Genomic DNA, 26,359 nt, shown 5'->3' with positions numbered 1-26,359 from the left:
GCTGCGTTGTGGCGCCTGGTCATACTGAGCTTGGCGCCATTGATCCATCTTTGAAACCGATTTTTGATGCAGTGCTTGAACGCTGGTGAGATTGTCAGCGTTTAAGCAAATTTTAAAAGTCAGAGTGATGAAGTCATCTGTCAAGATAGTTCGTTTCTTTAGCTTCCCCATTTTTATGGTTCAGGCATGACAATAATGTCTCTTTTTACTTCTCGTCAGACCTTTCAGCCGCCCGTGCCCTTGGCAGCGAAGAGCGCTACTTTGACCTTATCTGTTTTAGTTCTTATCTCACTTGCGAGTATTGTTGTTGCCTGTCTGACTGGCTCGGTAAGTCTGAGTTTGAATGAGTTGGGACGTGCCTTTATCGAACTTATGCATGGTGAACCTTCGTCACTTGCGGCCAGCTTGTTGGAGCTGCGTTTGGGGCGTGCTTTGACTGGTTTTATTACTGGTGCAAGTCTGGCACTTTCTGGTGTAATGATGCAGGCTTTATTGCGCAATCCGTTAGCCGATCCGTATGTGCTTGGCATATCCGGTGGTGCATCGGTAGGCGCATTGGCGATGATTTTATTTTATGGGGCATTCTGGATGGTCGATATGGCCGCTTTTGCTGGTGCCATTGCGGTCGCATTGTTGTTGTTTGCGTTGGCTTATCGCGATTTACGCGGTAGCGGAAGCAGTGAAGGAAGTGCGCCTATATTGTTATTGACGGGCGTGATTGTTGCCGCCGGTTGTGGTGCGCTGATTACGTTGATGTTGTCGGTTGCATCGGATAGTCGCTTGCGTGGCATGGTGTTTTGGATGATCGGAGATCTTTCAAATACGCAAACTCGTTTTTTACCGTGGGTTATTGGCGTTCTGGTACTGACGTTTGCAATGCAAAATGCGCGTGGAATTAACATTGCAGCAATGCATGCAGATAATGCAAGCACCTTGGGTGTCAATGTGGGACGCTTAAGGCAATTATTATTTCTCTGTTCGGCGCTTTTGACGGCAAGTGCAGTCAGCACGGCTGGCAGTATCGGCTTTGTTGGGTTAATTATGCCGCATGCATGCCGTTTCGCTTTGGGGCCAGATCATCGTTTATTAATTCCTTCTGCGACGTTGGCAGGGGGGAGTTTTTTGGTACTGGCTGATACGATTGCTCGCACTGCCGTTGCACCTCAACAGTTACCAGTTGGCGTGATTACTGCCATGATCGGCGTACCGATGTTCTTGCTTCAATTGCATCAACTTCGGAGGCGCTAATGGAAACCCGCGACCTGAGTTTATCCGCCGGCCCACGGCAGCTAATACAAAATCTCAATTGGAAAATTAATCTAGGTGAATGCTGGTGCATTATCGGACGCAACGGTGCTGGTAAAAGTACTTTGTTAAAGACCTTGGCCGGTGTCCGTGATGCGCAGGCTGGACAAATTTTTTTACAGGATAAATTGTTGCAAGACTGGCCCTTACTTGCGCTCGCGCGTGAACGGGCGTTTTTGCCGCAAGGAAGAGTCGATGCATTTGCCTACACGGCAATTGACACAGTTTTAAGCTCGCGCCATCCGTATCAAGGGTCACAGTTTTGGGAATCCAAGTCGGACTTGATGATTGCGATGCAGGCGTTGCGTGAACTCGATGTAGAAGATCTGGCGCAACGTGATGTGCGCAGCTTGTCTGGTGGCGAACGTCAACGGGTCGCAATCGCTGCGCTGTTGGCGCAGGACGCACAATTGATGTTGTTGGATGAACCGGCAAATGCGCTTGATCTGGCGCATCAGGTCAGCGTGATGCAATTATTTTCAACATTATGTCGCGAACAAAATAAAGCAGTCGTTATGGTCAGCCATGATTTGAATCTGGCTTACCGGATAGCAACCCACGCTTTGCTTTTAATGGGGGATGGTCGTTACTTGGCCGGCTCGGCGGATCAAATTTTAGATGCAGAACAATTGAGTTCGTGTCTCGGACATCCTATTGAACGTTTTGTTCATAACGGACAGACGCTATTTTTACCACGCGATTAACAAGGCTTACGATGAGTATCTTGAATACAGCAACCAATAATTTGATGGCAGATGTCAACGTACACACTGATGCAAACGCAGAAAAGAATACTGACAACATCAATACGCGTCATCAACGTCGTATGCAACGCAAAAAAGCGTTAATGGATGAAAAAATAGAGCAGGCTCAACGCGCCACCGGCGTGTTGTTGATACATACTGGAAATGGTAAAGGGAAAAGTTCTAGTGCTTTTGGTATGGTCATGCGGGCATTGGGGCACGGCATGAAAGTCGGTGTGGTGCAATTCATTAAAGGGGCGATGTCGACAGGTGAAGAAATTTTCTTGCGACGTTTTCCCGATGAAGTGCAATTTCATGCGATGGGTGAAGGCTATACATGGGAAACCCAAAACCGTGAACGTGACATAGAAAAAGCGACACTCGCCTGGGAGCAAGGTAAGAAATTTTTAAATGATCCTGACATTGGTCTCGTCGTGTTCGATGAACTCAATATTGCCCTCAAATATCACTATCTGGACATTCATACCGTGATTGCCGATTTGGATGCCCGTCCGGAAATGCAACATGTGGTTATAACAGGGCGGGGCGCATTACCAGAATTAATCGCAATCGCCGATACGGTGACCGAGATGCAAGTCATAAAACATGCCTTTAAAGATGGCATTGTTGCTCAGGCAGGTGTTGAATGGTAGCAGCGACGGCCAAAGTTGTTTTGATTTCCGCCATCGCTTCGGGGCAGGGTAAAACTACGACGACAGCAGCGCTGGCACGGAAATTAGTTCAGCAAGGTAAAACTGTCCGCATTTTCAAAACCGGCCCCGATTTTATCGATCCAATGATGTTGGAACACGCTTATGGTTATCCGGTGTATTCATTGGATCTTTGGATGGTTGGGCAGACAGCATCACAACATATGCTGGCGCAGGCCGCGCAGCAAGCGGATGTCATTTTAATTGAAGGGGTGATGGGTTTGTACGATGGTAATCCGTCATCCGCCGATCTGGCACGTGCATTTGGCGTGCCGGTATTAGCCGTGTTGGATGCATCAGCGATGGCGCAAACCGTCGGCGCATTGGCGCTGGGATTACGTGATTTTGGACCAGTTCACCTCGCAGGTGTGATCGCGAACCGTGTTGCGTCTGCCGTGCATGCGCAGATGGTGGCAGAGGCAATGCGCGATATCCCATTGCTGGGTAGCCTCACGCGTCAGGAATCAGCGTTACCAGAGCGGCATTTGGGACTCGTGCTGCCTGAAGAGATTCAGCACCTCGACGTCATTCTGGATCAGATGGCAGAAAATCTGACGCTTGACATGCAGGTCTGGGACGCTCTGCCTGAGACACAATTTGAAATTGATGCGACCGTCGGTGCTAAAACAACCGCATTGTTTATGCCGCTAAAAGGCAAGACCATTGCGATTGCACGCGACGCTGCATTTGCTTTTTTGTATCCTGCGAATCTGCAATGTCTGCGTGACCTGGGGGCAGACCTGATGTTTTTTTCGCCCATTGCGAACCAAGCCGTTCCCGACTGCGCAGATGCAATTTATTTACCCGGTGGTTATCCTGAATTACATGCACAAGAACTGGCACAAGCAGATCAATGGATATCATCGATCCGTACTGCCTGTGTTAAAGGCGTGCCTATCTAGGCTGAGTGTGGCGGCATGATGGCGATCACCGACGCAGTGACGGATCAGGTTGGAATTACTTGGCCGATGGCAGGTTTGTTGCCTGGCAAAGTGGTCATGCAAAAACGGCTGGCGGCACTTGGTGGGCAGGTTTTAAATGACAAACCATTGCGTAAAAATCACGTAATGAATTTGCGTGGACATACATTTCACTATTCCCGATTTGACACAGATTTACAGCCAGTCACGCATACCAGTAAGCAACGTGACGGCACTGTTGGTGAAGCAATTTATCAAATCGGGAATGTTTGCGCTTCCTATTTTCACGCTTATTTCCCGTCTGATCCCACGGCGACCGCCGGTTTATTTTTGTCGGAGTAATCATGAAACGTATGCTGGTTTTTGGTGGTGCCCGTTCAGGTAAAAGTGGATTTTCCGAGCGCATCGCGCAGCAATGGAGCGTCGAGGGAACGCAATACAAAGAGGTGATTTATATTGCGACTGCCAGTGTCAGTACTGATCCGGAAATGCAAGAGAGAATTGCACATCATCAAAGCCAGCGCCCAAAGCATTGGTTGACGATAGAAGAAAAATTTGCACTTGGTGATGCGATAGTGAAATATAGCCGTCCAGAGACTGTCTTGCTGATTGATTGCCTGACCGTATGGCTGTCAAATTGTATATTCGCTGATGCCACTGTATTTCCGGAGGTGGGGCCGATTACGCCACCCGCCATGTTTACGCAACAAAGACTAGCGTTGCTCGATGCGTTGACGCACGCTCAAGGAAAAGTGATTCTGGTCTCAAATGAAGTCGGTATGGGAATTGTGCCGATGGGCGCGATTTCACGCTGGTTTGTTGATGAAGCTGGGCGCCTCAATCAGGCGACCGCTGCTATCTGTGAGCACGTCGTTTGGGTTGCTGCAGGCTTGCCGCTGTATCTGAAGGGACAGTCATGCTGATGTTGGACAGTCAGGCGTTAGCTTGCTGCGTCTTGATGGGATTGGCGCTGGATATGTTGATCGGGGAAGTGCGTCATTGGCATCCATTGGTTGGCTTTGGGCGAATGGCTAGTTTCATTGAGCATCATCTGAATCATCCAGAGTCAAGCCGATGGATGGGAGCGTTGGCCTGGTGTGTGACCGTATTGCCTCTGGTTTTTGCGACGCAAGCCTTGTTAATGCTCGCCGCAAGAGTGAGCCTTTGGATTGCGCCCGTTTTACACGTGGTGCTCTTGTATTTTTGTGTTGGCTTACGTAGTCTACGTGACCATAATTTGCCGATACAGGATGCCCTAGAAAAAGGCGATATCGACACCGCACGTCGTTTAACGTCATATATTGTCAGTCGCGATACAGCGCATGCTGACGAAGAATATCTGGCCAAAGCCAGTGTGGAGTCCGTGTTAGAAAATGGCTGTGACGCGGTGTTTGGCACCCTTTTTTGGTTCGTTTTGCTCGGCGGTGCTGGCGCCGTCTTGTACCGCGCTTCTAATACGCTGGATGCGATGTGGGGTTATCGCAACCAACGCTTCTTACGGTTTGGTTGTGTAGCGGCGCGAGTGGACGATGTGCTCAATTGGATTCCGGCGCGATTGACGGCGTTGAGCTACGCCTTACTAGGACAAACGAGACTCGCTTTCCAATGTTGGCGTGTTCAGGCGCCCGTGTGGCCGAGTCCGAATGCTGGTCCCGTCATGTCAGCAGGCGCAGGCGCATTAGGTCTGGCATTGGGGGGAAGTGCCCGTTACGATGGGAAAGATGAAATGCGACCTCCACTGGGACTGGGCCAACCTGCAAAAGCTGCTGATATACAAGCCGCATGGCGATTAGTGCTACATGTCGCCATTTTATGGGCCGGTATCATTTTCTTATGGGCTATTTTGTTCAATGGGGCGTGGTATGCACACTAGTTTGCTGGAGCACGGTGGCAATTTGCGCGATGCAGTCAAAAATTTTAATCGCCCATTGGAACAATGGCTGGATTTATCGACAGGCATTAATCCACATTTTTATCCTGCACCAATATTGAATGCGAATGCCTGGCATCGTTTGCCAGAATATTCTGACGAATTAATCGTTGCTGCCCAAGCCTACTACGGAGCCCCTCAATTGTTAGCCGTTGCTGGTACGCAAGCGGCGATTCAGACCCTGCCAATCTTGCATCAAACGATAGCAGGTCGGTCTCGTGTCGTCGTATCTGCCCCTTCTTATGCTGAACATGCGCATCAGTGGCGGCGAGGAGGGCATGATGTGGTCGAATGTTTTTATCACGCATTAGATGCCGCGGTTGATGAAGCGGATGTCGTTATTTTGTGTAATCCGAATAATCCTACGGGTGAAGTCGTTACCCCTGAACGCTTATTAAACTGGCGTGAACGCCTCGCGCATCGTGGTGGATGGTTAATTGTCGATGAAGCCTTTGGCGATACATTGCCGATGTTAAGTGTCGGTGCGCAGACACAACAGCCGGGGTTGATCGTTTTACGTTCTGTTGGTAAATTTTTTGGCTTGGCAGGTATACGCTTGGGCTTTGTCGCTGCGCAGACAGAGTTATTGCGGCCGTTGGCGGCATTAGTGGGGCCATGGAGTGTGAGCGGTCCTGCGCAGCAAATCGCCATTGCCGCTTTAACTGATCAAACGTGGCAATCCGATACCCGGCATCATTTACAAAGCCATGGCCAGCGTCTACGAGATTTATTGAAAAATCATGGAGTGAATTCTTCTGGTACTGATCTTTTTCAATGGTGTAGTCACCGGGATTTATTCGGGAAGACCGAGATTTTTTGGGCTTTTATGGCGGAACGCGGCGTTTGGTCGCGCTGGTTTGCAGAGGCAAAATATCGACCTCATGGCGTACGTTTTGGTTTGCCAGGAACTGAAGCGGGGTGGCAATTATTAGAAAATAGTTTGACCGAGTGGGTACAGCACCATGGCTAAAATTTTGCAGATTCTTTTGTCGTCAATCTTGATGACATCAAGTGCTTATTGTGCTGCGGCCATCACAGTGACGGATGATATGGGAAGTACGGTGACCTTAAATCATCCTGCCCAACGAGTGATCAGCCTGGCACCACACGTCACTGAGTTGATTTTTGCTGCAGGTGGCGGCAGTAAAGTGATCGGCACGGTGACGTATAGTGATTATCCTGAGGCAGCAAAAAACATTCCCAGAATTGGCGATTTGCGTCAGATTGATCTCGAACGTGTGATCGCGCTCAAACCTGACTTATTGGTGGTTTGGATGCACGGGGCTTTCAATCAACAATTAGAAGTTTTACGGAAATCGGGTATCCCGCTTTACTTTAGTGACCCGCAAAAGCTTCAGCAAATTCCGGAAACACTGATCAAACTTGGTCAGATGATGGGCACGGAAGGAATTGCACAAGCCGCAGCAAATAATTTCAATCAGCAATTCAAGCAATTGAATCTGCAATATCAGAATAAATCGAAAGTCAGAACCTTTTATCAGGTATGGGGCCGACCGTTATACACCCTCAATGACAAACATATTGTGACTGATGCAATTCGTCTCTGCGGCGGTGAAAATATCTTCGCGCAACTTACCCCATCGGCACCAGTTGTGACCGTGGAGGCAGTTTTAAACGAAAATCCCGAGTTAATTATCGGTACGACCGCAATGGGCGATAGTAAGAACGATATTGATCAGTGGCGACGATTTTCCAGCTTGCTGGCAAATAAAAATCATAATTTGGTGGCAATCGATGGTGATTTGCTGAACCGCCCTGGCCCACGTATTTTGGATGGAGCCAAAGCAATTTGTGCCGTCTTAGAACAGGCACGTCAACATCGTACAACGGATAATAACAAGGGCTTGTAATGAGTCATTATCAGCGAATTGCTTGTTTGTCGACCGAGGCGGTCGAAGTAATGTATGCGCTGGGCGCTGAAGATTTGGTGGTTGGTATATCAGGTTACACTGTGCGACCTGCCAGAGCCCGTGAAGAGAAACCAAAAATCAGCGCGTTTTCATCGGGTAAAGTCGAACGTGTTTTAGCAGTAAAGCCGGATCTGGTATTGGCGTACTCGAATATGCAGGCTGATCTATGTCGGGAACTAATCAGTGCCGGTGTTGAAGTCCATGCGTTTAATCAACGTGATGTTGGCGGAATCTTCCGTATGATTCAAACGCTAGGGCTGTTGATTGAGAGGCAATCCGAAGCAAATGATTTGCTTGCACGTTTGCAGACGCTCATTGCAAGCATCCAAGGGCAATCCAAAGCAGGGCAAGTACGTCCCAGAGTTTATTTTGAAGAATGGAATGAGCCTTTGATGTCCGGTATTGGCTGGGTATCTGAACTGATTGCCATCGCTGGTGGGGACGATATTTTTGCCGATCTGGCGCAATTCCATAGCGCAAAGCAAAGAATAATTGCGGATCCTATGGAAGTGGTCAGGCGCGCACCAGACATCATTATTGGTTCCTGGTGTGGTAAAAAGTTTCGTCCAAAAAGTGTTGCCGTACGCGACGGCTGGGCACAAATACCCGCTGTGTCCAATGGGTTTGTGGTTGAAATCAAATCGGCAGATATTTTGTCACCCGGACCCGCAGCAATTGAGCATGGATTGCAACAAATGCGACATATTATTTCGTCATGGCAGCAGCAGAATCTTGTTTCCGCGAGGTGATGTCAAACTTGTTCACGTTGATACTGTCGTTGCAGCCACCGTCGATGTTGCCGTCTCTGCATTCACTGCTGTTGAAAACAATATGTTGTGGACATCGTTGTTGATTATTAACGATACAATTAAATGACAATTTTTCCGTTACAATCCCGAAGCACTGGCATCGTTACCTTCAGGATATTTTGTTTATGTACGCTAGATAAGGGTACATAAGGGTACATAAGGGTACATAAGGGTACATAAGGGTACATAAGGGTACATAAGGGTATATGAGGTCAGTCAAGTCTACAGCTGTAACGGTTTTGTTGTTATTGTGTTTACTTTATTGATATCGATATTGATATTTATATTTATATTTATATTTTGCAATATTCGTTTGGATGTTGTCGACGATATGAACAGATAACCCAGAACCGACACGCTGTCCAAATTCCGTTTCCAGGTTAAAACATGTGGATTGTTCAGATTGCACTTCGGCGCCCGTACACGTTTATCGTGATGGCACTGCTCATTTTATTGTCTACGCCGTTGGTTTTGACCAAAATGGCGACCGACATCCTGCCAGACATTAATATTCCCGTCGTTAGTATTATCTGGAACTATGGCGGTCTTTCGGCGCAGGAAATGGGGCAAAGAATTGCCGCCACCAATGAACGCAGTCTGACCACCACAGTCAATGATATTGAGCATGTTGAGTCGCAATCATTGGCTGGCATTTCGATTATTAAGATTTTCTTTCAGCCTAACGTCAATATTCAAATGGCGATTGCGCAAGTCGTGGCGGTCGAACAGGCGCAGTTGCGTCAGTTGCCGCCCGGGATTACGCCACCGTTGATTATTAAATATTCTGCTTCCAGTATTCCGGTCATTCAACTAGGTTTGTCGAGTCCGACGATGACAGAGCAAGCCTTGGGTGACACAGCGATTAACTTCTTACGACCACAATTGATTACCGTTCCGGGTGCAGCGATTCCTTACCCATACGGCGGCAAAATGCGGGTGGTATCGGTGGATTTAGATAATCAGGCTTTATTGGCCAAAGGATTAACACCGACCGACGTTGTCAATGCGGTCAATGCACAGAATCTTGCCTTACCTTCTGGTACCGCAAAAATCGGTTCAACCGAGTACAACGTCGCGATGAATGGCTCACCGAATTCGATCGAGGGTCTCAATAATATTCCCGTATTGGCAAAAAATGGTAGCACCACGTATTTGTCCGAAGTCGCCAGAGTCCGTGATGGTTTTAGCCCGCAGATCAATATTGTCAGGCAAAACGGTCAACGCGGTGCGTTGTTATCGGTGTTGAAAAACGGTGGTTCCTCAACGCTCGACATCGTCAATACACTCAAAGGCATTTTGCCCGTTGCGGCGCAAAGTTTGCCTAAAGATTTAAAGATCACCACATTATTTGATCAGTCAGTTTTTGTTAAGGCTGCTATTAGCGGCGTTATTCATGAAGCATTGATCGCCGCTTGTTTAACTGCCGCTATGATCCTGTTGTTTTTGGGGAATTGGCGTAGTACCTTGATTATTGCTGTATCGATTCCTTTATCGATTTTGTCATCGATTCTCGCACTATATGCAATGGGCGAGACCATCAATATCATGACGCTCGGCGGGTTGGCACTGGCGGTCGGTATTCTGGTGGATGATGCAACGGTGACTATTGAGAATATTGAACGTCATTTACATCAAGGTGTGGACTTACATAAAGCAATTCTTGACGGTGCGGGTGAAATTGCGATTCCGGCGTTGGTGTCGACCTTATGTATCTGCATCGTGTTCGTGCCGATGTTCTTCCTCGCAGGTGTCGCCAAGTTTTTGTTCGTTCCATTGGCGGAGGCCGTTGTATTTGCGATGCTGGCGTCTTACGTCTTGTCGCGGACACTGGTGCCAACCATGGTGATGCTGATGATGGATCACGCGCATATCGATCCGAACGCAAAACCAACACTGCTGCAGCGCGTGTATCGGCGCTTTGATGCTGGTTTTGAAAAATTTCGCGGCGGATATATCATTATTTTATCGACCTTGCTAACCCACCGCAAAACGTTTGGCGGTGCGTTTCTGGCATTTTGCATCTTGTCGTGCGGGCTCGTCTTTACGTTGGGAAGAGACTTTTTTCCTAGCGTTGATTCCGGTCAGATTCGCTTACACATGCGTGCGCCAACGGGTACTCGTCTGGAAGAAACAGCCAGAATTGCGGATGAAGTTGAAAAAGTGATTCGCACCATCGTGCCAGCCAAAGAATTGGAGACGGTGCTTGATAATATTGGTTTGCCATATAGCGGTATCAACCTCTCGTATAGCAATGCCGGAACGATAGGCACGATGGATGCCGAGATATTGATGTCCCTTTCTGCAGATCACCATCCAACCGCTAAATATATTGAGCAATTACGTAACGAGTTGCCTAAACATTTTCCGGGCGTCGAATTTTTCTTTCAGCCTGCCGATATCGTTACGCAAATTTTGAATTTTGGTTTGCCCGCTGCGTTGGATATACAAATTGCTGGTGCAGATTTGCGAGGCAATTATCAAATTGCGAGCAAATTGATGAAACAGGTCAAAACGATACCGGGTTCGGTGGATGTGCATATCCACCAAAAAAACAACTTGCCGACCTTGGCCTTGAATATGGATCGTAGCCAAATGAAACAATTGGGCTTGAATCCAGTTGATGTTGCGCAGAATCTATTGGTGTCGTTGTCGGGTAGTTTTCAGACGGCCCCGGCATTTTGGCTCAACCCTGCCAACGGCGTGGTCTACAGCGTAGCAGTGCAAACACCGCAATATCAAATCAGTGATCTTGATACTTTATTGCGTACACCAGTAAAAGCAGCAAATGCAGTTCCAAATGCAAACGGTAGTATGCCGATACAAATGCTGAGCAATCTGGTCGATGTGAAACCAGCCGAACAATTTGCCGTCGTTTCTCACTACAACATCAAACCAGTCATCGATTTGTATGTCAGTGTCGAAGGTCGTGATCTGGCCGGTGTTGCAGGGGAAACTGAAAAACTGGTCAATCAATTACGTGCAGAATTACCGCGCGGCACCACGATTACTATCCGTGGTCAGGTCGAAACGATGAAATCCTCATTCATTGGTCTGGGTATCGGTCTGGCGATGGCAATTGTCTTGGTGTACTTGCTCATTGTCGTGAATTTTCAGTCCTGGGTTGACCCATTCATTATTATTACCGCGTTACCTGCTGCATTAGCGGGCATCGTCTGGATGCTATTTTTAACGGGTACCACCTTAACCGTTCCGGCATTGACTGGCGCAATTATGACCATGGGTGTGGCTACGGCCAATAGTATTTTGATGGTGTCCTTTGCCCGCCAATGTATGAATGAGGGCTTGCCACCATTGTCCGCTGCACTCGAGGCAGGGGCGACGCGGATCCGTCCGGTATTGATGACGGCATTAGCAATGATTATCGGTATGATTCCGATGGCTATTGGTTTTGGTGAGGGGGCGGAACAAAATGCACCGCTGGGGCGCGCCGTGATTGGTGGTTTGCTCTTTGCGACGGTATCGACGTTGTTCTTTGTTCCTATCGTTTTCGCTGCGATCCATCGTCATTTGTTACATCGTCAGGAAAAAAATAATCAGCGCGGCGTCAAGGTCAATAACGCCGGCGATGCTACCGCAACAGTTGCAGAAGAAGGGAAGTCTTAACATGTCTGAACAATCTGAAAAACGTCATGCCGATTTGGGGATTCACGGTAAGCATGAAGATGATGCTTTGCATCCCCATAAGACACACCCTCACCGCGGCCCGATTTTGCAACGTGCCCGCTTAATTAGTCTCGGGGTCTTGATTTGCCTGGGATTGGGCGGGGTTGCGACGTTTGCATTACGCGCAAGTCATGCCCATGCGTTGACGCAAGCAGTTGAGGAACATGGCAAATTATATGTGACAGTCGTCACTGCTAAGCCAGCCACGGGAACGGGATCACTGACGCTGCCTGGCACCTTGCAAGGCATGATAGAGGCGCCGATTTATGCGCGTAGTAGTGGCTATGTCGTACGCTGGCATAAAGACATCGGTGCTCGCGTGGCAAAAGGCGATGTGCTGGCAGAAATCGACACGCCCGACATAGATCAGCAACTTGCGCAGGCGATTGCTGCGAGGGAACAGGCCGCATCAAGTCTGGATTTAGCAAAAACATCCGCAGAACGTTGGGAAGCTTTACGCAAAAAAGACGCTGTCACTCAACAAGAATTAAATGAGCGTAACAGTGCTTTTTCCCAGGCCAAAGCTAATCTGGCAGCAGCGGACGCTAACGTGGTTCGTTTGCAAAAGCAAACCGAGTTTAAACGCATTGTCGCGCCGTTTTCTGGTGTCGTTACGCATCGTAACGTTGAGGTGGGTGATTTGATCGATGCTGGCAATGGCGGCGCTGCCAAAGCCTTATTTAGCTTGGCACAGGTTGATACTTTGCGGGTCTATGTGTATGTGCCGCAAGCCTATGCGCAACGCATGAAAGCCGGCGATACGGTGAGCATTTCCCAAAAAGAATTACCGGGGCAAATCTTTCATGGTACCGTCGCACGCACAGCAGGCGCAATCGATGTAGCAACCCGCACTATGCAGCTAGAAATCAATTTGCAGAACAAAGACAATACCTTATTAGCGGGTGCTTATGTCGAAGTTGCCTTGCCGGTTAGCGGTAGCACTGAGCTATTGACCGTGCCATCGAATGTGATTTTATTCCGCCCGGAAGGAACCCGCGTGGCTGTTGTAAATGCGAATGGTCAAGTGCAATTACGTACCGTCACGATAGGCCATGACCTTGGCAATAAACTGGAAATTCTTGATGGTATTACCGTCAGCGATAAACTGGTGCTGAATCCAGCCGATTCCTTGGCCGATAAGGATGTTGTGATCGTGGTGCCGTCTCAACCTGAAGAACAGAAGAAGGCGGCCGCATGACACTAACAAAACGCAGTTTCGCCCTTAGCGCACTGGTTTTGTTGGGTGGCTGTGCGACTGGACCCGATTATAAGAAGCCGGATATTGCGCTGCCCGCGCATTGGAAAACTGAGGCGCCGTTCCTTGTTGCACAACCAGGTGACAATGAATTGAAGGGCAATTGGTGGGAGATGTTTCAGGATGCAGAACTCAATCTGTTAGCCACAAGTCTTCTGGCTAATAACCCAAGTTTACAGGTAGCAACCGCCCATTTCGAACAAGCCAAAGCGCAAGCTGGTGTTGCTAATGCAGGATTGTTTCCGCAATTAAGTGCTCAACTCGGTAGTTCTCGTTTGAAAATTTCTGCTGACCGACCATTAGCAGCGTACAACGCTATTAATCAATCGACAGTCCAAAATAGCGAGCAGCTGGGCTTTGCGGTGAGTTACGAAGCAGATTTGTTTGGACGTGTGCGCAAAACCGTTGAAAGTGCCCGCGCCGCTGAGGAAGCGGCAAGCGCTGATGTTGAAAATGTCCGCTTGGTGCTTATGGCTGAATTAGTCGCAGATTATTTTAATTTGCGTGAACTTGATGCAGAAATTGAGGTTGTGCGCGAAGCGATTACTTTACAGGGGAAGGCGCTACAGTTCATCACTGATCGCCATGATCTCGGTGCAGCTTCTGGTCTCGACGTCGCGCAGCAACAAGCCTTGTTGGATGCGAATCAAACGCAACTAGAATTGCTACAAAAGCAGCGCATGCAGTTTGAGCATGCGCTCGCTACCTTGACAGGAAAACCCGCCCCTGAATTTGCATTGGCACGTAAAGTGGTGAGCTTCACTCCACCAAATATCCCGGTCGCTTTGCCATCGGCGATGTTACAACGCCGTCCCGATGTTGCTTCTGCCGAGCGCGCAGTTGCCGTCGCAAATGCAAATGTTGGCGTGGCAAGGGCAGCGTATTACCCGTCCTTGATGTTACAAGCGAATGGCGGTTGGAATAGCAATGAATGGCGTAATTTGATCAGTGCACCGAGTATTTTATGGTCGCTCGGCGCATCGGCAGCACAGACCTTGTTTGATGGCGGAAAGATCGACGCAAACGTCAATTATGCGAAAGCCGCGTATACCGCCACGGTCGCAAATTATCGCCACAGCGTGTTGGTCGCGATGCAAGAAATGGAAGACGGCATGCAAGGTGCAGTTCTGTTGGCACGTGCCCGGCATCAGGCGCAAGCGAGCGTGAACAGTGCACAACGCGTCCTCGACTTAGCCAATGCGCGATACACAGGTGGTTTAGCGACCTACCTCGATGTCATTACGGCACAACAAACTTTGTTGGCTGATCAGCGTCAATTGGTGCAAATTCAAGGGCAGGAGATGTTGACCGCCGTTTATCTGGTGAAGGCGAGTGGTGGTGGCTGGCAGCAAGCACATGACATTGACGGTGTCGCAAAGAAGACTGAGTAAAGATACCGTCGCCGTTTTTTTAACGAGTTCTGTAATACGTTGAAATCATATACTCCCCCTATTTTTTAGAATTTTGTGCTAATTATCATGGAATATGATGAGGTAAAAAATAATACTGTAGAGGAGTATTATTTTTATCATTTGCTTCATCTACGTTGCGTCCCTACAATGACCCTCAATTATTTCGCAATTTAAGAATTATCGAAAAAATTACAGGCACGATCGCAAGCACGATCACAAGCACGATCGCAAGCACTATTACGAGGAATCGCTCCCTCGACGCAAAAAATAAAATCATGAAAATTTCAACCTTGATGGTGCAAGGCACCACCTCTGATGCGGGTAAAAGCACCGTCGTCGCGGCATTGTGTCGCTTGTTGTACAGGCAAGGTGTGCGCGTCGTGCCGCTGAAACCACAAAATATGGCGCTCAACAGCGCAGTGACGATTGATGGTGGTGAGATTGGCCGCGCACAAGCTTTACAAGCGCTGGCTGCTGGCTTGCCTGCGCATACGGATATGAATCCGGTGCTACTGAAACCATCGTCTGATACCGGGGCACAAGTCATTATTCATGGTCATGTACGCGCTGACATGAACGCGCGCGACTACCATCAATATAAATCCATTGCGATGAGCGCCGTGTTGGAATCGTATGCGCGTCTTCAATCTAACTATGACGCGATTATTGTGGAAGGCGCAGGTAGCCCCGCAGAAGTCAATTTGCGTGAGCGTGATATGGCCAATATGGGCTTTGCCGAAGCGGTTGATTGCCCGGTGATACTGGTGGCCGATATTGATCGTGGCGGTGTGTTCGCGCACTTTTTGGGTACCTTGGCTTGCCTCTCTGAATCCGAGCAAAAGCGTATTGTTGGCTTTGTGATTAATCGCTTTCGCGGTGATATCAGCCTGCTAGAACCGGGTTTGACATGGTTGGAAGAGAAAACCGGGAAACCTGTATTGGCGGTGTTACCGTATCTGCACGGCTTGCAACTCGATGCCGAAGATGCAATTCAGTCCAGTCAATCCAGCCAATCGGCAAATAGCAAATTCAAGATCATCGTTCCCGTCATTCCGCGTATTTCTAATCATACTGATTTTGATGCTTTACGCGCTCACCCGGACGTCGATCTGCAATTCATCAGCATCGGTACACCGATTCCTGCTGCCGATCTGATTATTCTTCCCGGAAGTAAAAATACGCGAGCTGATCTAACATTTTTGCAGGAACAAGGTTGGCAAGCTGCGATCGAAAAACACCTACGTTACGGCGGTAAGGTGATTGGTATCTGTGGGGGGTATCAAATGTTGGGGCAGATCGTCAGTGATCCGCACGGCGTGGAAGGTGCGCCAGGTGAGTCAGCAGGTCTGGGCTTACTGGATATCACGACCGAACTTACAGCCGAGAAACGTCTGGAAGAGGTTAGTGGCACCTGCGCCTTTACCGATGTGCCGGTTGCTGTCATGGGTTATGAAATCCATATGGGTATCACTTACGCCAGCAATGACACTTTACCCGCTTTTAAAATCAACGGCGACGATGAGGGCGCACGTTCCCCGGACGACTTGATCCTTGGCACTTATTTGCATGGGCTTTTCGATCATCCTGATGCCTGTCATGCTTTGCTTCAATGGGCGGGTTTGCAAAGTGAATTAAAACCCGACCTGGCGGCCTTGCGTGAAAAAAGCATCGATCGCATTGCGGATGCTTGCATCCCATTGCTGCAGGCGTTACAGGCGCTTTAAACCGCCAAATAGTCATCGTGATGGGGAGAGAGAAGGTTTGCAAGGAGGTATTAATTGATTCTCTCCTCTCACAATCACAATCACATTCACAGTCTCAATCACAGTCTCAATCACAGGCACAAACATTGCCACCAACGTCGCTGTAAGCATCGCAGTAAGCATCGCCACAAGCACAGTCCCAACAGTCATAACGATTGAAGATTGTCTAAAAGTTAAATATTAATCATAATGAAACAAATTCTCAGACGGCGCTTAGCGTATTTCTTGGTTTTTGCTTCGTATTTTGCATCGTATTTTGTCTTGCATTTTTGTCTGCTTCTGCAATTTCCTTCTACTTTTTCGATTATTTCTCTCTATGAAAACTGCCGTCAAACACATTTCTCTCGTCGCTTTATTTGCCATGACCATGGTGCCAATGGCCAAGGCAGATGAGTCGCGTTTATACCAATATTCAACTATCGATGCTTTGCTCGCTGGTGCTTACGAGGGTGACATCACCGTCTCTGAATTAGCAAAACACGGCAATTTTGGCATAGGTACTTACAATCGTGTCGACGGCGAAATGATCTTGTTAGATGGCGTTTTCTTCAAAGTGAAAGGCAGCGGCAAAGTCGAACTTGCAAATCCACAAGAGCATTCACCGCTGGCGATCGTGACCGATTTTAAAACTGACACCAGGGTAGACTTGTCCGACGCCAAAACGCTGGCAGAACTCGAGGCAAAGTTGGATGCCAGCCTGGTCAATAAAAACCTGTTTTATGCGATCCGCATCGAGGGTGAATTTGATGGCATGACAACCCGCGCCATTTATCCGCAAGATAAGCCTTACAAGCCTCTGGCAGAAGTCTCTAAAACGCAGTCAGTGTTTAAAATTGGCGCCACGAAAGGGCAATTGATCGGCTTTCGTAGTCCTGCATTTGTAAAGGGTTTTAACGTACCTGGTTACCACTGGCATTTTTTATCAGCTGACCATAACAGCGGCGGCCATGTACTTGCCTTGCAATTACTGACAGGCCACGCTCAAATAGCGACTATTTCCGCTGTCGAGCTCAAAGTGCCAACCTCAGATAGTTTTATGAATGCAGACCAGTCGAAAGATCGTTCGCAAGAATTGCACGCGGTCGAAAAAAGTAGAAATTAATTGCAAAGCTTGCCTTGAATATCACGGCTAGGTAATTTTTGTCCGTACAAGTCTATTGAATGACATCATGTCAAATAGACCTGTACGGCAATCACTTCAATCGTGCTTAAGCAGCACGCAAGCAGTCGACGATATTCATCCGCGCTGCGCGCCATGCCGGTATAAAACCACCGATAAAACCCATGAACAATGAAAATATCAAGGTTTTGATAATGATCTCGACATTCAATTTAAATTGAAATGCCAGCTCGCTAAACGTCTGAAAATTCGTCGTCGAAATATCCACTGCCTGCATCCAGGACGCGGCAAACAAACCGATACAGCCGCCCACAAATGACAGTAATAAAGATTCCAGCAAAAACGCAATGAGTACCGCACCACGTCTGAAGCCCAGCGCACGTAATGTGCCAATTTCACCCACCCGTTGTGCGACCGCGGCAAACATCGTGATCATTGCTCCGACTACCGCGCCAATGGAAAAAATAATCGATAAACTTAAGCCCAAAATACGAATGAAAGTCGCCAGGGACTCGCTTTGTTCCGCATAAAATTGAATTTCCGGTTTGACATCTAATTGCAGTCGCTGATCATCGCCAATAATGGCTTTGATTTTTTCAAATTCACTTTGATCGCCTAAGCGGAAGACGATCGTTGAATACACATTGCGTCTGAAGGCTGCCATCATCTGATCCACATCTCCCCAAATTTCGCTATCAAAGCCAGTTTTACCAGAATCAAAAATTCCGACAACAATCCAGTCACGCTGCGCGAAGTGCAAGGTTTCACCTAATTGCGTCCCTCGAAAACCTTTGGCAATGGCAGTGCCGACAATGATCTCTGATGTTCCCGGGCGGAACATACGTCCTTGCACGATCTTCATTTCAGGCCGCAACATCAGGCCAGCCAAAGAGCTGCCACGCATAGTGACGTTACTTGGCTTGCCATTACTGCGTTTGGCCAGATTATTTAAGACGACGGGCTCTTTGGTGAAGAGCACCTGGCCTTTTTCGTCCGTCGCAATGCCAGGTAAGCTCTCGATAATGGCTGCCTGGTCCCGTGTGATGGCGCTATTGATTTCGGCACCTGCGCCTTTACGCAATACCAGTGCATTATCGGCTTGTCCTGTGGCGACTAACGTGGCACGTATGCCTTCGCTCATCATCAATACGACCGCAAATACAAATACCACTAAAGCCATACCGCCCGCTGTCAGCAAGGTGGTGAAGCGGCGCACCCATAAATTTCTGGCGATGTAAGAAATAGGAATTGAAAAATGCGTCGATTTCATGCTACGTGCCTCAAACCATTCACAATATCAATACGACTCATTTTCCACGCTGGCCACGCTGCGGCGACCACACCAACGATGACGCTTGCGAGAAATTGGAACAGCATCGTAGTCTCAGAAACACGGAAAACCGGAAACAGTGTGCCTACCGATTTGGCAAATGCATTTGCAATCGGAATCGTTGCGAGCAAACCTAAGCCGCCACCCAACAGCGCGATGACCAGACTCTCGCCAAACAATAATTTGATCACAAATTCCGGTGAAAATCCCAATGCTTTCAAGGTCGCGTATTCTGCAATGCGTTCTCTCGCAGTCATCATCATGGTGTTGGCCATAACGGCCATGATAATGACGACAATCACAATGCTGACGGCATTAATCGCCACTAAAATCGCCTCACTCATTGAGACAAAGCCTAACTGAAACGCTTTTTCAGTTTCGGTTAAGGTTTCTGCTAACGAGTTTTTAAATAAAGTATCGATACGTTCAGAAATCATCGGTGCATTATTTGGTTCGTTAATCCTCACGACATAGACGCCGACATAATCCGCCGTCGATGCCTGACGTTTGCGTACTGTTTCCGCCAGATATTGCCAATGAAAAAGCAATTGTGATTCGTCTGTTTTGGCGTCAATGCCATCCCAGATGCCGCGCAGATTAAAATTCCAGGTGCCAGGAAAAATTGTGCCTCTGATGGGGATTTGATCGCCGATTTTCCATCCATATTGATTCGCCAGTTTGCGACCGACAATCGCGCCTTGGCGATCGAGTAAGAAGGCTTTCTTTTCGTCATCTTTTAAAACATATTCAGGATAGAGTGCAAGATAACTGGCAGCGTCGACCGCAAATTGCGGAAAGAAATTTCGCTCAGTGATATACACACCGCCAAACCAATTTGACCAACTAACACCCGTGACACCTTCTACTGTTTTGATGCGTTCTGCATAATTGAGTGGAAGCGGAAAGGTGAGTGATGTAGCGTTGCGAGTGATTAGACGGACGCTGGAAGTCCCTTCGACGCCAGCGTACCAGGCATCAACAATGGTGCGCAATAAGCCAAACGCACAAATCGCGACCACTAAACCTACCATGGTCAAAATGGTACGCAAGCGGTGACGAAACGCATTTTTTAACAGCAATCGTAAAATGAACATAAGCCTAGTGTGCCCCAGACGTCATGACACTATCAGGTACCAGTACACCTTTTTCCAGGTGTACTAAACGTTTGGCGCGTCCGGCTGCTTTGGGGTCATGCGTTACCATCACAATGGTTTTTCCCAAATCCGTATGTAGTTCATCCAATAAATCTAAAACTTCACCGGCGGTCACGCGATCCAGATCACCCGTCGGTTCGTCGGCGACGATCAGGGTCGGGTCGGTTACTAATGCACGTGCAATGGCGACACGTTGCTGCTGACCACCTGATAATTCGTTTGGGTAATGATCCATCCGGTCTGTTAAGCTCACCATTGCCAATGCCGCTTCAACATGCTGCTTACGTTGTCCGCGTGACAGGTGCGTGAGAAGTAAGGGCAACTCAACATTCTCAAACGCCGTCAACACTGGCATTAAATTATAAAATTGAAAAATAAACCCGACGTTTGCAGCACGCCAATCTGCCAATTCACCTTCACTTAATCGGGCGATATTCACGCCAGCAATTTCTATACTGCCTGAAGTTGGCTTATCGATTCCGGCGATTAAATTTAGCAGGGTACTTTTCCCTGAGCCGCTAGGACCCATCAGTGCAATAAATTCGCCACTTTGAACGTCCAAATTTACACCTTCCAAGACGGGAATATGTTGACCTCCCCGTTGGTAAGACTTATTCAGGTCTTTAATGCGGATCAGTATATTGTCCGTGTCCGCCCGGCTAAATTCACTCATTTTCCAACCACCACTTGAGCGCCCGCTTTCAATTTATCGGACGGGGATAGAACTAACTTGTCTCCTGATTTTAAGTTGCCAGTGACTTCAATGTTATCGCCAATTTTCCGACCAGTATTGATGACAATATCCTCTAATTTATCGTCCTTGATGAGGAAAACTTGTTTTTTTCCGTCGCGTTCAATGATCGCTTTGGGATTGATTGCCAGCAAAGGTTTTTGATCCGCTGCCGTAATCGTTTGCGACAATATCGTCACCTTGGCACTCATTTCAGGCAAAATTCTTGGGTCGAGTTTGGCAAAACGAATTTTTGTCATGACCGTTGCCTTGGCGCGATCCACAGTCGGGACGATGCTGACGATGCTGCCGAGAAAACGGGTGTCTGGCAACGCATCGAGAGTAATTTCGACTGGCTGGCCAATTTGCGCCTTGGCCAGATTACTCTCAGACACGTCCGCTTCCACTTCCAAAGTGCTCATGTCGGCCATCGTAACTACGGCTCCTTGACTACCAGCTGCGTTTGAAAATGGCGTAATGATGTCGCCAACGTTGGCATTTTTTACCAGTACCACGCCATCAAATGGGGCGCGAATTTCTGTGTAGTCCTGGTTCACCTGCTGAACTTTTAAAACAGCCTGTGCGACGCCGACACCCATTTGGGCGGATTGATAAGCGGCTTTAGCCATAGCAACACGATTTTTTGCGGTATCGATCGCTTGCGCAGAAATAAAACCCTGGCCTTGAAGGCCCAGGCTGCGTTTGAGTTCTATTTCCGCATTCATGAGTTCAACATTCGCTTGAGCGACACCGGCTTCTGCTTGCCGGATGCTTGCCTGCGCCTGGGTTTTCGCTGCCATGATATCGCTGGCATCAAGTTGGGCTAATAGATCACCTTTTTTTACCTGGCTTCCTTCGCGAACATTTAATTGCACCAAACGCCCCGTGGCTTTGCTGGCGACTGCTGCGCGAGTTTGAGCAACGACGTAACCGGAAGCGGTCAGTTGGGCATATTGCTGAGAAGCATAGGTGGTGATCACAGACGTCACTTGTACTTCGTTTTTTCCTGGCTTCAATATAAATCCAATGCCGACGATGATCACGCCGGCAAGAATGAGCCAGCGGCCTATTTTTTTCTTTTTGCCAGGGCTACCTGGGCCACGGTCAATTTTGAGTTGTTTTAAGCTTGTTGATGTCGCAGTCGTGGTGTTCATAGAATTCTTTTTTAAGTAAATGACCTAAACAAATCTTCTCCAGCGTCGCATTAGAGGCAAATTGTACAATTCGGTACTATTTTTACGAGTAGCCTTCATATAACTTGCTGGGATAATTGCGTTTTACCTTGCCATAACACAAGTAAAAAGCGCCGTATTTAAATTCTACACGGATAGTGTTTTTCTTATTTATCGAACAGACATCGAACAGACAGATTCGCGATAAATGTTGCAAGCTTGTTGCTGTTGTTTCTGGAAAGTGAGCATGAAATGATGAAAATGTGTTGTTTTTTACAATAAATGCTTGTGTTTAAAGGCGGGGATTTATTTGAATATCGGCAGTGTAGTTTGAAGAGTGGCCATTAAGCGGCCTATAATTTGACGCATCGCGAGCTTATAATGACAGCGCCATCATTAAAATTTTTCATTTTTTCGGAACCAAGTCATCGTTGGCGAATCTAATACACTTATGAATCAAGTTTCTATTCCAGGACGTCTCTATTCTCAGCAGTATCAATCAGGTCAGGGACGAGCGATTACGCTTGCGGTGCTGGTGCATTTACTGCTGCTGGCGTTTTTCTTTGTCGGTATCAGGTGGCAGAACTCGACCCCAACAGCTGTCGAGGCCGAAGTATGGGATTTGACAATGCGCGAAGCTGCCCCTCTGCCTGTCGCGGCCGAGCAGGTACCAATCGCGGCGCCCGTCGAAGCGACACCAGTGCCAACTGCAAAAGAAGAAGCGCCTAAAATAGATCCTGAAATCGCTCTTGAGCAAGATAAGCAGCGCAAACGCCTTGAGAAACAAAAAGAAGCACAGCGTCAGGAAGAATTGGCTGAACAACAGCGTAAAGAACAGCGCGAGTTGCAAGCCAAGAAGGAAAAAGAGAAAGAGTTAGAAAAAAAGCGTCTTGCTGAACAAGAGCTGCAAGCGAAAAAAGATAAAGAATTAGACAAACTCAAGCAAGAAAAGCTAGAGAAGCAGAAATTAGCAGACCAAAAAGCGCAACAGGCCAAAGACAAAGCGGCGAGCGATAAGTTGTTTAAAGAAAATATGCAACGCATGGCTGCACAGGCAGGCGCGACAGGAAGTGGCGGCAACGGCACTGCAGCGCGGTCAACGGGCAATAACCGTGGCGACCCAAGTTATGGCGCGAAAATTGCTGCGAAAATTCGGTCTAATACGAATTACAATGTTTCGGATACGATCGCTGGAAACCCTGAAGTTGTTTATCAAATTGAATTGCTGCCTGATGGGTATTTGCGTGGGCCGGTTCGCAAGTTGAAGTCTTCTGGAATACAAGGCTTTGACGATGCCGTAGCAAAAGGTATCGAGAAAGCGCAGCCTTTCCCGCGTGATAGTTCCGGCGCCGCTGCGACTAGCTTGGATTTGCACTACAAAATGAAAGAAGAGTAATTAGCAATGATGTCTACGTTAAAAAAAATTTCGATGGGTGTCGCTGTGGTTGCCGGGTTCAGTTTCCTCAGTGCAGCACCGGTGTATGCGCAGTTGCGGGTTGAGGTTTCAGGTGTTGGCTCTACACAGATTCCTGTCGCCATTGCGACATTTGCTAATGAAGCGTTGACCCCGCAGCAGATCACGCACATCATCAAAGATGATTTGTCGCGCAGCGGCTATTTTAAAATCATCGATACCGGTGCAGTAATCACCGAAACGACGCCCGTCAATTATGATGAATGGAAACAACGTGGCGCTGAGGCTTTGGTGGTTGGCAGTGTTCAAAGTCTCGCAGACGGTCGTTTTGATGTGCGCTACAAATTGCTCGACACCATCAAGTCTTCCACTTTGTCCGGATTTGCAGTTGCTACCCCGCCAGTCAATACTCGTTTGACGGCGCATAAGATTGCAGACGATATTTATGAAAAACTAACTGGCGTTCGAGGTGCATTTTCTACGCGCATTGCCTACGTCACCAAATCTGGTTCAGAGTACCGGCTCGAAGTTGCTGATGCAGACGGTGAGGGGGTGCGGGTTGCGTTACGATCCAATGAGCCGATTATTTCGCCGGCTTGGTCGGTCGACGGGACGAAAGTCGCCTACGTTTCTTTTGAGGCCAAGAAGCCTGTCATTTGGGTACAAAACCTCATCACGGGCGAGCGCCGCGTTGTCGCTAATTACAAAGGAAGCAATTCGGCACCTGCGTGGTCTCCTGACGGTACTCGTCTGGCGATTGCGTTGTCACGTGATGGTTTGACGCAAATTTACACCGTGGGTGCGGACGGTACGGGTCTGAAAAAGTTGACTAGTAGTAGCAGTATTGATACTGAGCCACAATTCTCTGCCGATGGACAATCCATTTACTTCCTAAGTGACCGCAGCGGTGGACCGCAAATTTATCGTATGAGCGTGAACGGTGGCGAACCAAAACGGGTTACATTTAACGGAAGTTATAACATCACGCCGCGGATCTCACCAGATGGCCATACTTTGGCGTATATTTCACGACGCGAAGGTAAATTCCAGTTATATGCATTGGATCTGGCGAGCGGACAAGAACAACGCCTATCAGATACAACGAAAGACGAGTCACCTAGTTTTTCGCCAAACGGACGCTACATTATGTATGCAACGGAATCTGGCCGCCGGGCTGCATTGGCGGTGGTTTCAATTGATGGCAAAGTAAAACAAAGATTGACGGTGCAAGCCGGAGATATTCGGGAGCCCACATGGGGCCCCTTCATGAAATAATTTTTACTCACTTTTACCAGGAGAGAATATGCGCTTCACATCCCAAACCAAAACTATTGCTTTAATGATTTCCAGCGTCGTGTTGATGACCGCTTGTGCATCCAAGGTGCCACTGGAAGAAAAAAAAGCGCCGGTTGAAGAAAAGTTAGTCAAAACAGAGCCAGCGAAGCAAGCTGAAACAAATACCGTTGCTACGGTGGTGACAGGTTCTGTTGATCCATTAAACGATCCACAAGGTGTACTGGCAAAACGCAGCGTCTACTTTGATTTTGATAGCTATATCGTGAAAGACGATTATAAATCTGTGGTTGAAAATCATTCCAAATATTTGGTGAACAATAAAACTCGTAAGATTCTGATCCAAGGCAACACGGATGAACGCGGTGGCAGTGAGTACAATCTGGCGTTGGGACAAAAACGCGCTGAAGCAGTCCGTAAATCGATGAGTTTGTTAGGTGTGCCTGAGTCACAAATCGAAGCCGTTTCTCTTGGTAAAGAAAAGCCAAAAGCGACTGGACATGATGAAGCTTCTTGGGCTGAAAACCGTCGTGCAGATGTCGTTTATCAATAATTGTTGTGTTTGACTGAGTTATAGAACAGATAGTCTGTATTGAGATTGTCACGCGCCGGTTTCCATCAATGGGCCGGCGTCTTTCTATCGCAGACTTCAAAATTTACACTGCTATCCTGACCGTTTGACGAAAACTAAATTTGTCCGGAATTGTCGCTATGTAGTCCTGCCGGGGGGGCATTCCCTTCGGCCTTATTAAAATTGATCGCCATGAAACTTATCTCTTTCCGTACCACCATTCTCGTTGCTGCAATGATGGCAGCGTTAGCACCAGGTTTGGCTTCAGCCGGCATTTTTGATGATGATGAAGCACGTAAAGCCATCTTGGATTTACGCGCCAAATTGGATGCGGTCAATGTTCGTGTGGATAAAACTAACGACGCTAAAGCAGATAAAAGTACCGCATTAGATTTAGCCAATGAAAATGAGCAGTTACGTGGGGAAATTGCGAAATTGCGTGGACAAATTGAAGTTTTAGCAAACGACATTGCTAATACCCAGCGGCGTCAGCAAGATTTTTATGTCGATCTGGATAGTCGTATTCGGAAAATTGAACCGAAGCGGATGACGATCGATGGAAAAGAGGCAGTAGTTGAGGTGAGTGAGCAACGTGCGTTTGATAATGCGATGGCCCTGTTTAAGGATGGCGACTACAAAAATGCAGCGCCGGCATTCTCTAGTTTTATCGCCGCATATCCGCAATCCGCTTATCAAGGATCGGCGCAGTATTGGCTTGGTAATTCATTTTATGCTCAGCGTGACTGTAAGAGTTCGATAGCGGCGATGCAGCAGCTCGTCAAAACCTATCCCGATCACCCAAAAGCGCCGGATGCAATGCTCAATATCGCTGGTTGCTACACCGAGCTTAAAGATAAGTCTGCCAGCAAGAAAACGCTTGAAGCCTTGGTCAATCAATATCCTGGTACGGAAGCCGCACAGGCAGCCAAGAGTCGCTTAAGCTCGCTGAAGTAACAGGCATAAGGATTTAATCCTGAAGCAGGGATTGACAGAGGGTCTGAAACGCCATATAATTTCGGTCTTTCGGGTCGTTAGCTCAGCTGGTAGAGCAGCGGACTTTTAATCCGTTGGTCGCAGGTTCGAATCCCGCACGGCCTACCACGAATACAAAAT

At 48.0% G+C, this 26,359-nt stretch carries 22 protein-coding genes, 1 tRNA gene and 1 pseudogene; 20 read left to right on the top strand and 4 right to left on the bottom strand.

Annotated elements, in window-relative coordinates; all coding sequences use genetic code 11:
* The first annotated feature begins 195 nt into the window (after window positions 1–195).
* The 15 genes and pseudogenes from ACO0K1_RS01130 (at window position 196) to budA (ending at window position 17,564) form a co-directional block, all read left to right on the top strand.
* Window positions 196–1,248: a FecCD family ABC transporter permease gene (locus tag ACO0K1_RS01130; protein ID WP_423021979.1), complete on the top strand. Its 1,053-nt coding sequence runs from the start codon at window positions 196–198 to the stop codon at window positions 1,246–1,248.
* Entirely contained in the window at window positions 1,248–2,009 is a 762-nt protein-coding gene (locus ACO0K1_RS01125) for an ABC transporter ATP-binding protein (RefSeq protein ID WP_423021978.1), read from the top strand. The genes ACO0K1_RS01130 and ACO0K1_RS01125 overlap by 1 nt, the downstream gene beginning before the upstream one ends.
* Before the next feature lie 44 nt (window positions 2,010–2,053).
* The gene (gene cobO, locus ACO0K1_RS01120) at window positions 2,054–2,701 is read left to right on the top strand and encodes a cob(I)yrinic acid a,c-diamide adenosyltransferase (protein WP_423022071.1); all 648 of its coding nucleotides are present in this window, start codon (window positions 2,054–2,056) and stop codon (window positions 2,699–2,701) included.
* Window positions 2,695–4,020 (top strand): annotated as a pseudogene (locus ACO0K1_RS01115) (cobyrinate a,c-diamide synthase). Before cobO ends, ACO0K1_RS01115 begins: the two are co-directional and overlap by 7 nt.
* Before the next feature lie 2 nt (window positions 4,021–4,022).
* On the top strand, window positions 4,023–4,601 hold the full coding sequence (cobU, locus tag ACO0K1_RS01110; protein ID WP_423021977.1) for a bifunctional adenosylcobinamide kinase/adenosylcobinamide-phosphate guanylyltransferase: 579 nt from the start codon (window positions 4,023–4,025) through the stop codon (window positions 4,599–4,601).
* Window positions 4,595–5,551, top strand: a complete 957-nt coding sequence (gene cbiB / locus ACO0K1_RS01105; protein ID WP_423021976.1) for an adenosylcobinamide-phosphate synthase CbiB — start codon at window positions 4,595–4,597, stop codon at window positions 5,549–5,551. Before cobU ends, cbiB begins: the two co-directional genes overlap by 7 nt.
* 1 nt (window position 5,552) lies before the next feature.
* Window positions 5,553–6,578, top strand: coding sequence for a threonine-phosphate decarboxylase CobD (gene cobD / locus ACO0K1_RS01100; protein WP_423022070.1), 1,026 nt, complete (start codon window positions 5,553–5,555; stop codon window positions 6,576–6,578).
* The gene (locus ACO0K1_RS01095) at window positions 6,571–7,479 is read left to right on the top strand and encodes a cobalamin-binding protein (RefSeq protein ID WP_423021975.1); all 909 of its coding nucleotides are present in this window, start codon (window positions 6,571–6,573) and stop codon (window positions 7,477–7,479) included. Before cobD ends, ACO0K1_RS01095 begins: the two co-directional genes overlap by 8 nt.
* Window positions 7,479–8,288, top strand: coding sequence for an ABC transporter substrate-binding protein (locus ACO0K1_RS01090; protein ID WP_423021974.1), 810 nt, complete (start codon window positions 7,479–7,481; stop codon window positions 8,286–8,288). The genes ACO0K1_RS01095 and ACO0K1_RS01090 overlap by 1 nt, the downstream gene beginning before the upstream one ends.
* Window positions 8,272–8,415, top strand: coding sequence for a hypothetical protein (locus ACO0K1_RS01085; protein WP_423021973.1), 144 nt, complete (start codon window positions 8,272–8,274; stop codon window positions 8,413–8,415). The genes ACO0K1_RS01090 and ACO0K1_RS01085 overlap by 17 nt, the downstream gene beginning before the upstream one ends.
* Window positions 8,416–8,735: 320 nt before the next feature.
* The gene (locus ACO0K1_RS01080) at window positions 8,736–11,972 is read left to right on the top strand and encodes an efflux RND transporter permease subunit (RefSeq protein ID WP_423021972.1); all 3,237 of its coding nucleotides are present in this window, start codon (window positions 8,736–8,738) and stop codon (window positions 11,970–11,972) included.
* Between the two features lies 1 nt (window position 11,973).
* Window positions 11,974–13,230: an efflux RND transporter periplasmic adaptor subunit gene (locus tag ACO0K1_RS01075; protein WP_423021971.1), complete on the top strand. Its 1,257-nt coding sequence runs from the start codon at window positions 11,974–11,976 to the stop codon at window positions 13,228–13,230.
* Window positions 13,227–14,678 carry an efflux transporter outer membrane subunit gene (locus ACO0K1_RS01070; protein ID WP_423021970.1) on the top strand — a complete coding sequence of 484 codons (1,452 nt, stop codon included), beginning with the start codon at window positions 13,227–13,229 and terminating at the stop codon, window positions 14,676–14,678. Before ACO0K1_RS01075 ends, ACO0K1_RS01070 begins: the two co-directional genes overlap by 4 nt.
* Window positions 14,679–14,992: 314 nt before the next feature.
* Window positions 14,993–16,423, top strand: a complete 1,431-nt coding sequence (locus ACO0K1_RS01065) for a cobyric acid synthase (RefSeq protein WP_423022069.1) — start codon at window positions 14,993–14,995, stop codon at window positions 16,421–16,423.
* A 355-nt stretch (window positions 16,424–16,778) separates the two neighbouring features.
* Entirely contained in the window at window positions 16,779–17,564 is a 786-nt protein-coding gene (gene budA, locus ACO0K1_RS01060; RefSeq protein ID WP_423021969.1) for an acetolactate decarboxylase, read from the top strand.
* Window positions 17,565–17,670: 106 nt separating this feature from the next.
* Here the strand turns inward: budA and ACO0K1_RS01055 are convergent, their stop codons facing one another.
* From ACO0K1_RS01055 to ACO0K1_RS01040, 4 genes are read right to left on the bottom strand one after another with little or no spacing between them, the layout of a single operon-like run.
* On the bottom strand, window positions 17,671–18,852 hold the full coding sequence (locus ACO0K1_RS01055) for an ABC transporter permease (RefSeq protein WP_423021968.1): 1,182 nt from the start codon (window positions 18,850–18,852) through the stop codon (window positions 17,671–17,673).
* Window positions 18,849–20,006, bottom strand: a complete 1,158-nt coding sequence (locus tag ACO0K1_RS01050; protein ID WP_423021967.1) for an ABC transporter permease — start codon at window positions 20,004–20,006, stop codon at window positions 18,849–18,851. Before ACO0K1_RS01050 ends, ACO0K1_RS01055 begins: the two co-directional genes overlap by 4 nt.
* A 4-nt stretch (window positions 20,007–20,010) precedes the next feature.
* Entirely contained in the window at window positions 20,011–20,739 is a 729-nt protein-coding gene (locus ACO0K1_RS01045; protein WP_423021966.1) for an ABC transporter ATP-binding protein, read from the bottom strand.
* Window positions 20,736–21,950, bottom strand: coding sequence for an efflux RND transporter periplasmic adaptor subunit (locus tag ACO0K1_RS01040; protein WP_423021965.1), 1,215 nt, complete (start codon window positions 21,948–21,950; stop codon window positions 20,736–20,738). The genes ACO0K1_RS01045 and ACO0K1_RS01040 overlap by 4 nt, the downstream gene beginning before the upstream one ends.
* 469 nt (window positions 21,951–22,419) lie before the next feature.
* On the opposite strand from ACO0K1_RS01040, the gene tolA reads away from it, so the two are divergent.
* The 5 genes from tolA to ACO0K1_RS01015 all read left to right on the top strand — a co-directional run bounded on the left by tolA (window position 22,420) and on the right by ACO0K1_RS01015 (window position 26,347).
* Window positions 22,420–23,364, top strand: coding sequence for a cell envelope integrity protein TolA (tolA, locus tag ACO0K1_RS01035; RefSeq protein ID WP_423021964.1), 945 nt, complete (start codon window positions 22,420–22,422; stop codon window positions 23,362–23,364).
* 9 nt (window positions 23,365–23,373) lie between these two features.
* Window positions 23,374–24,657, top strand: a complete 1,284-nt coding sequence (gene tolB / locus ACO0K1_RS01030) for a Tol-Pal system beta propeller repeat protein TolB (protein WP_423022068.1) — start codon at window positions 23,374–23,376, stop codon at window positions 24,655–24,657.
* A 28-nt stretch (window positions 24,658–24,685) separates the two neighbouring features.
* A complete protein-coding gene (gene pal / locus ACO0K1_RS01025) occupies window positions 24,686–25,228 on the top strand; it encodes a peptidoglycan-associated lipoprotein Pal (RefSeq protein ID WP_423021963.1) in 543 nt (180 codons plus the stop codon).
* Between the two features lie 210 nt (window positions 25,229–25,438).
* Entirely contained in the window at window positions 25,439–26,200 is a 762-nt protein-coding gene (gene ybgF / locus ACO0K1_RS01020) for a tol-pal system protein YbgF (protein WP_423021962.1), read from the top strand.
* A 71-nt stretch (window positions 26,201–26,271) separates the two neighbouring features.
* Window positions 26,272–26,347 (top strand) — tRNA-Lys (locus ACO0K1_RS01015).
* Window positions 26,348–26,359 lie beyond the last annotated feature (12 nt).

The organism is Undibacterium sp. SXout20W, assembly GCF_049340285.1.
Classification (GTDB): domain Bacteria; phylum Pseudomonadota; class Gammaproteobacteria; order Burkholderiales; family Burkholderiaceae_D; genus Undibacterium.
Note: the sequence above shows the minus strand (reverse complement) of the source record. Positions and strands in the feature narration are given on the sequence as shown.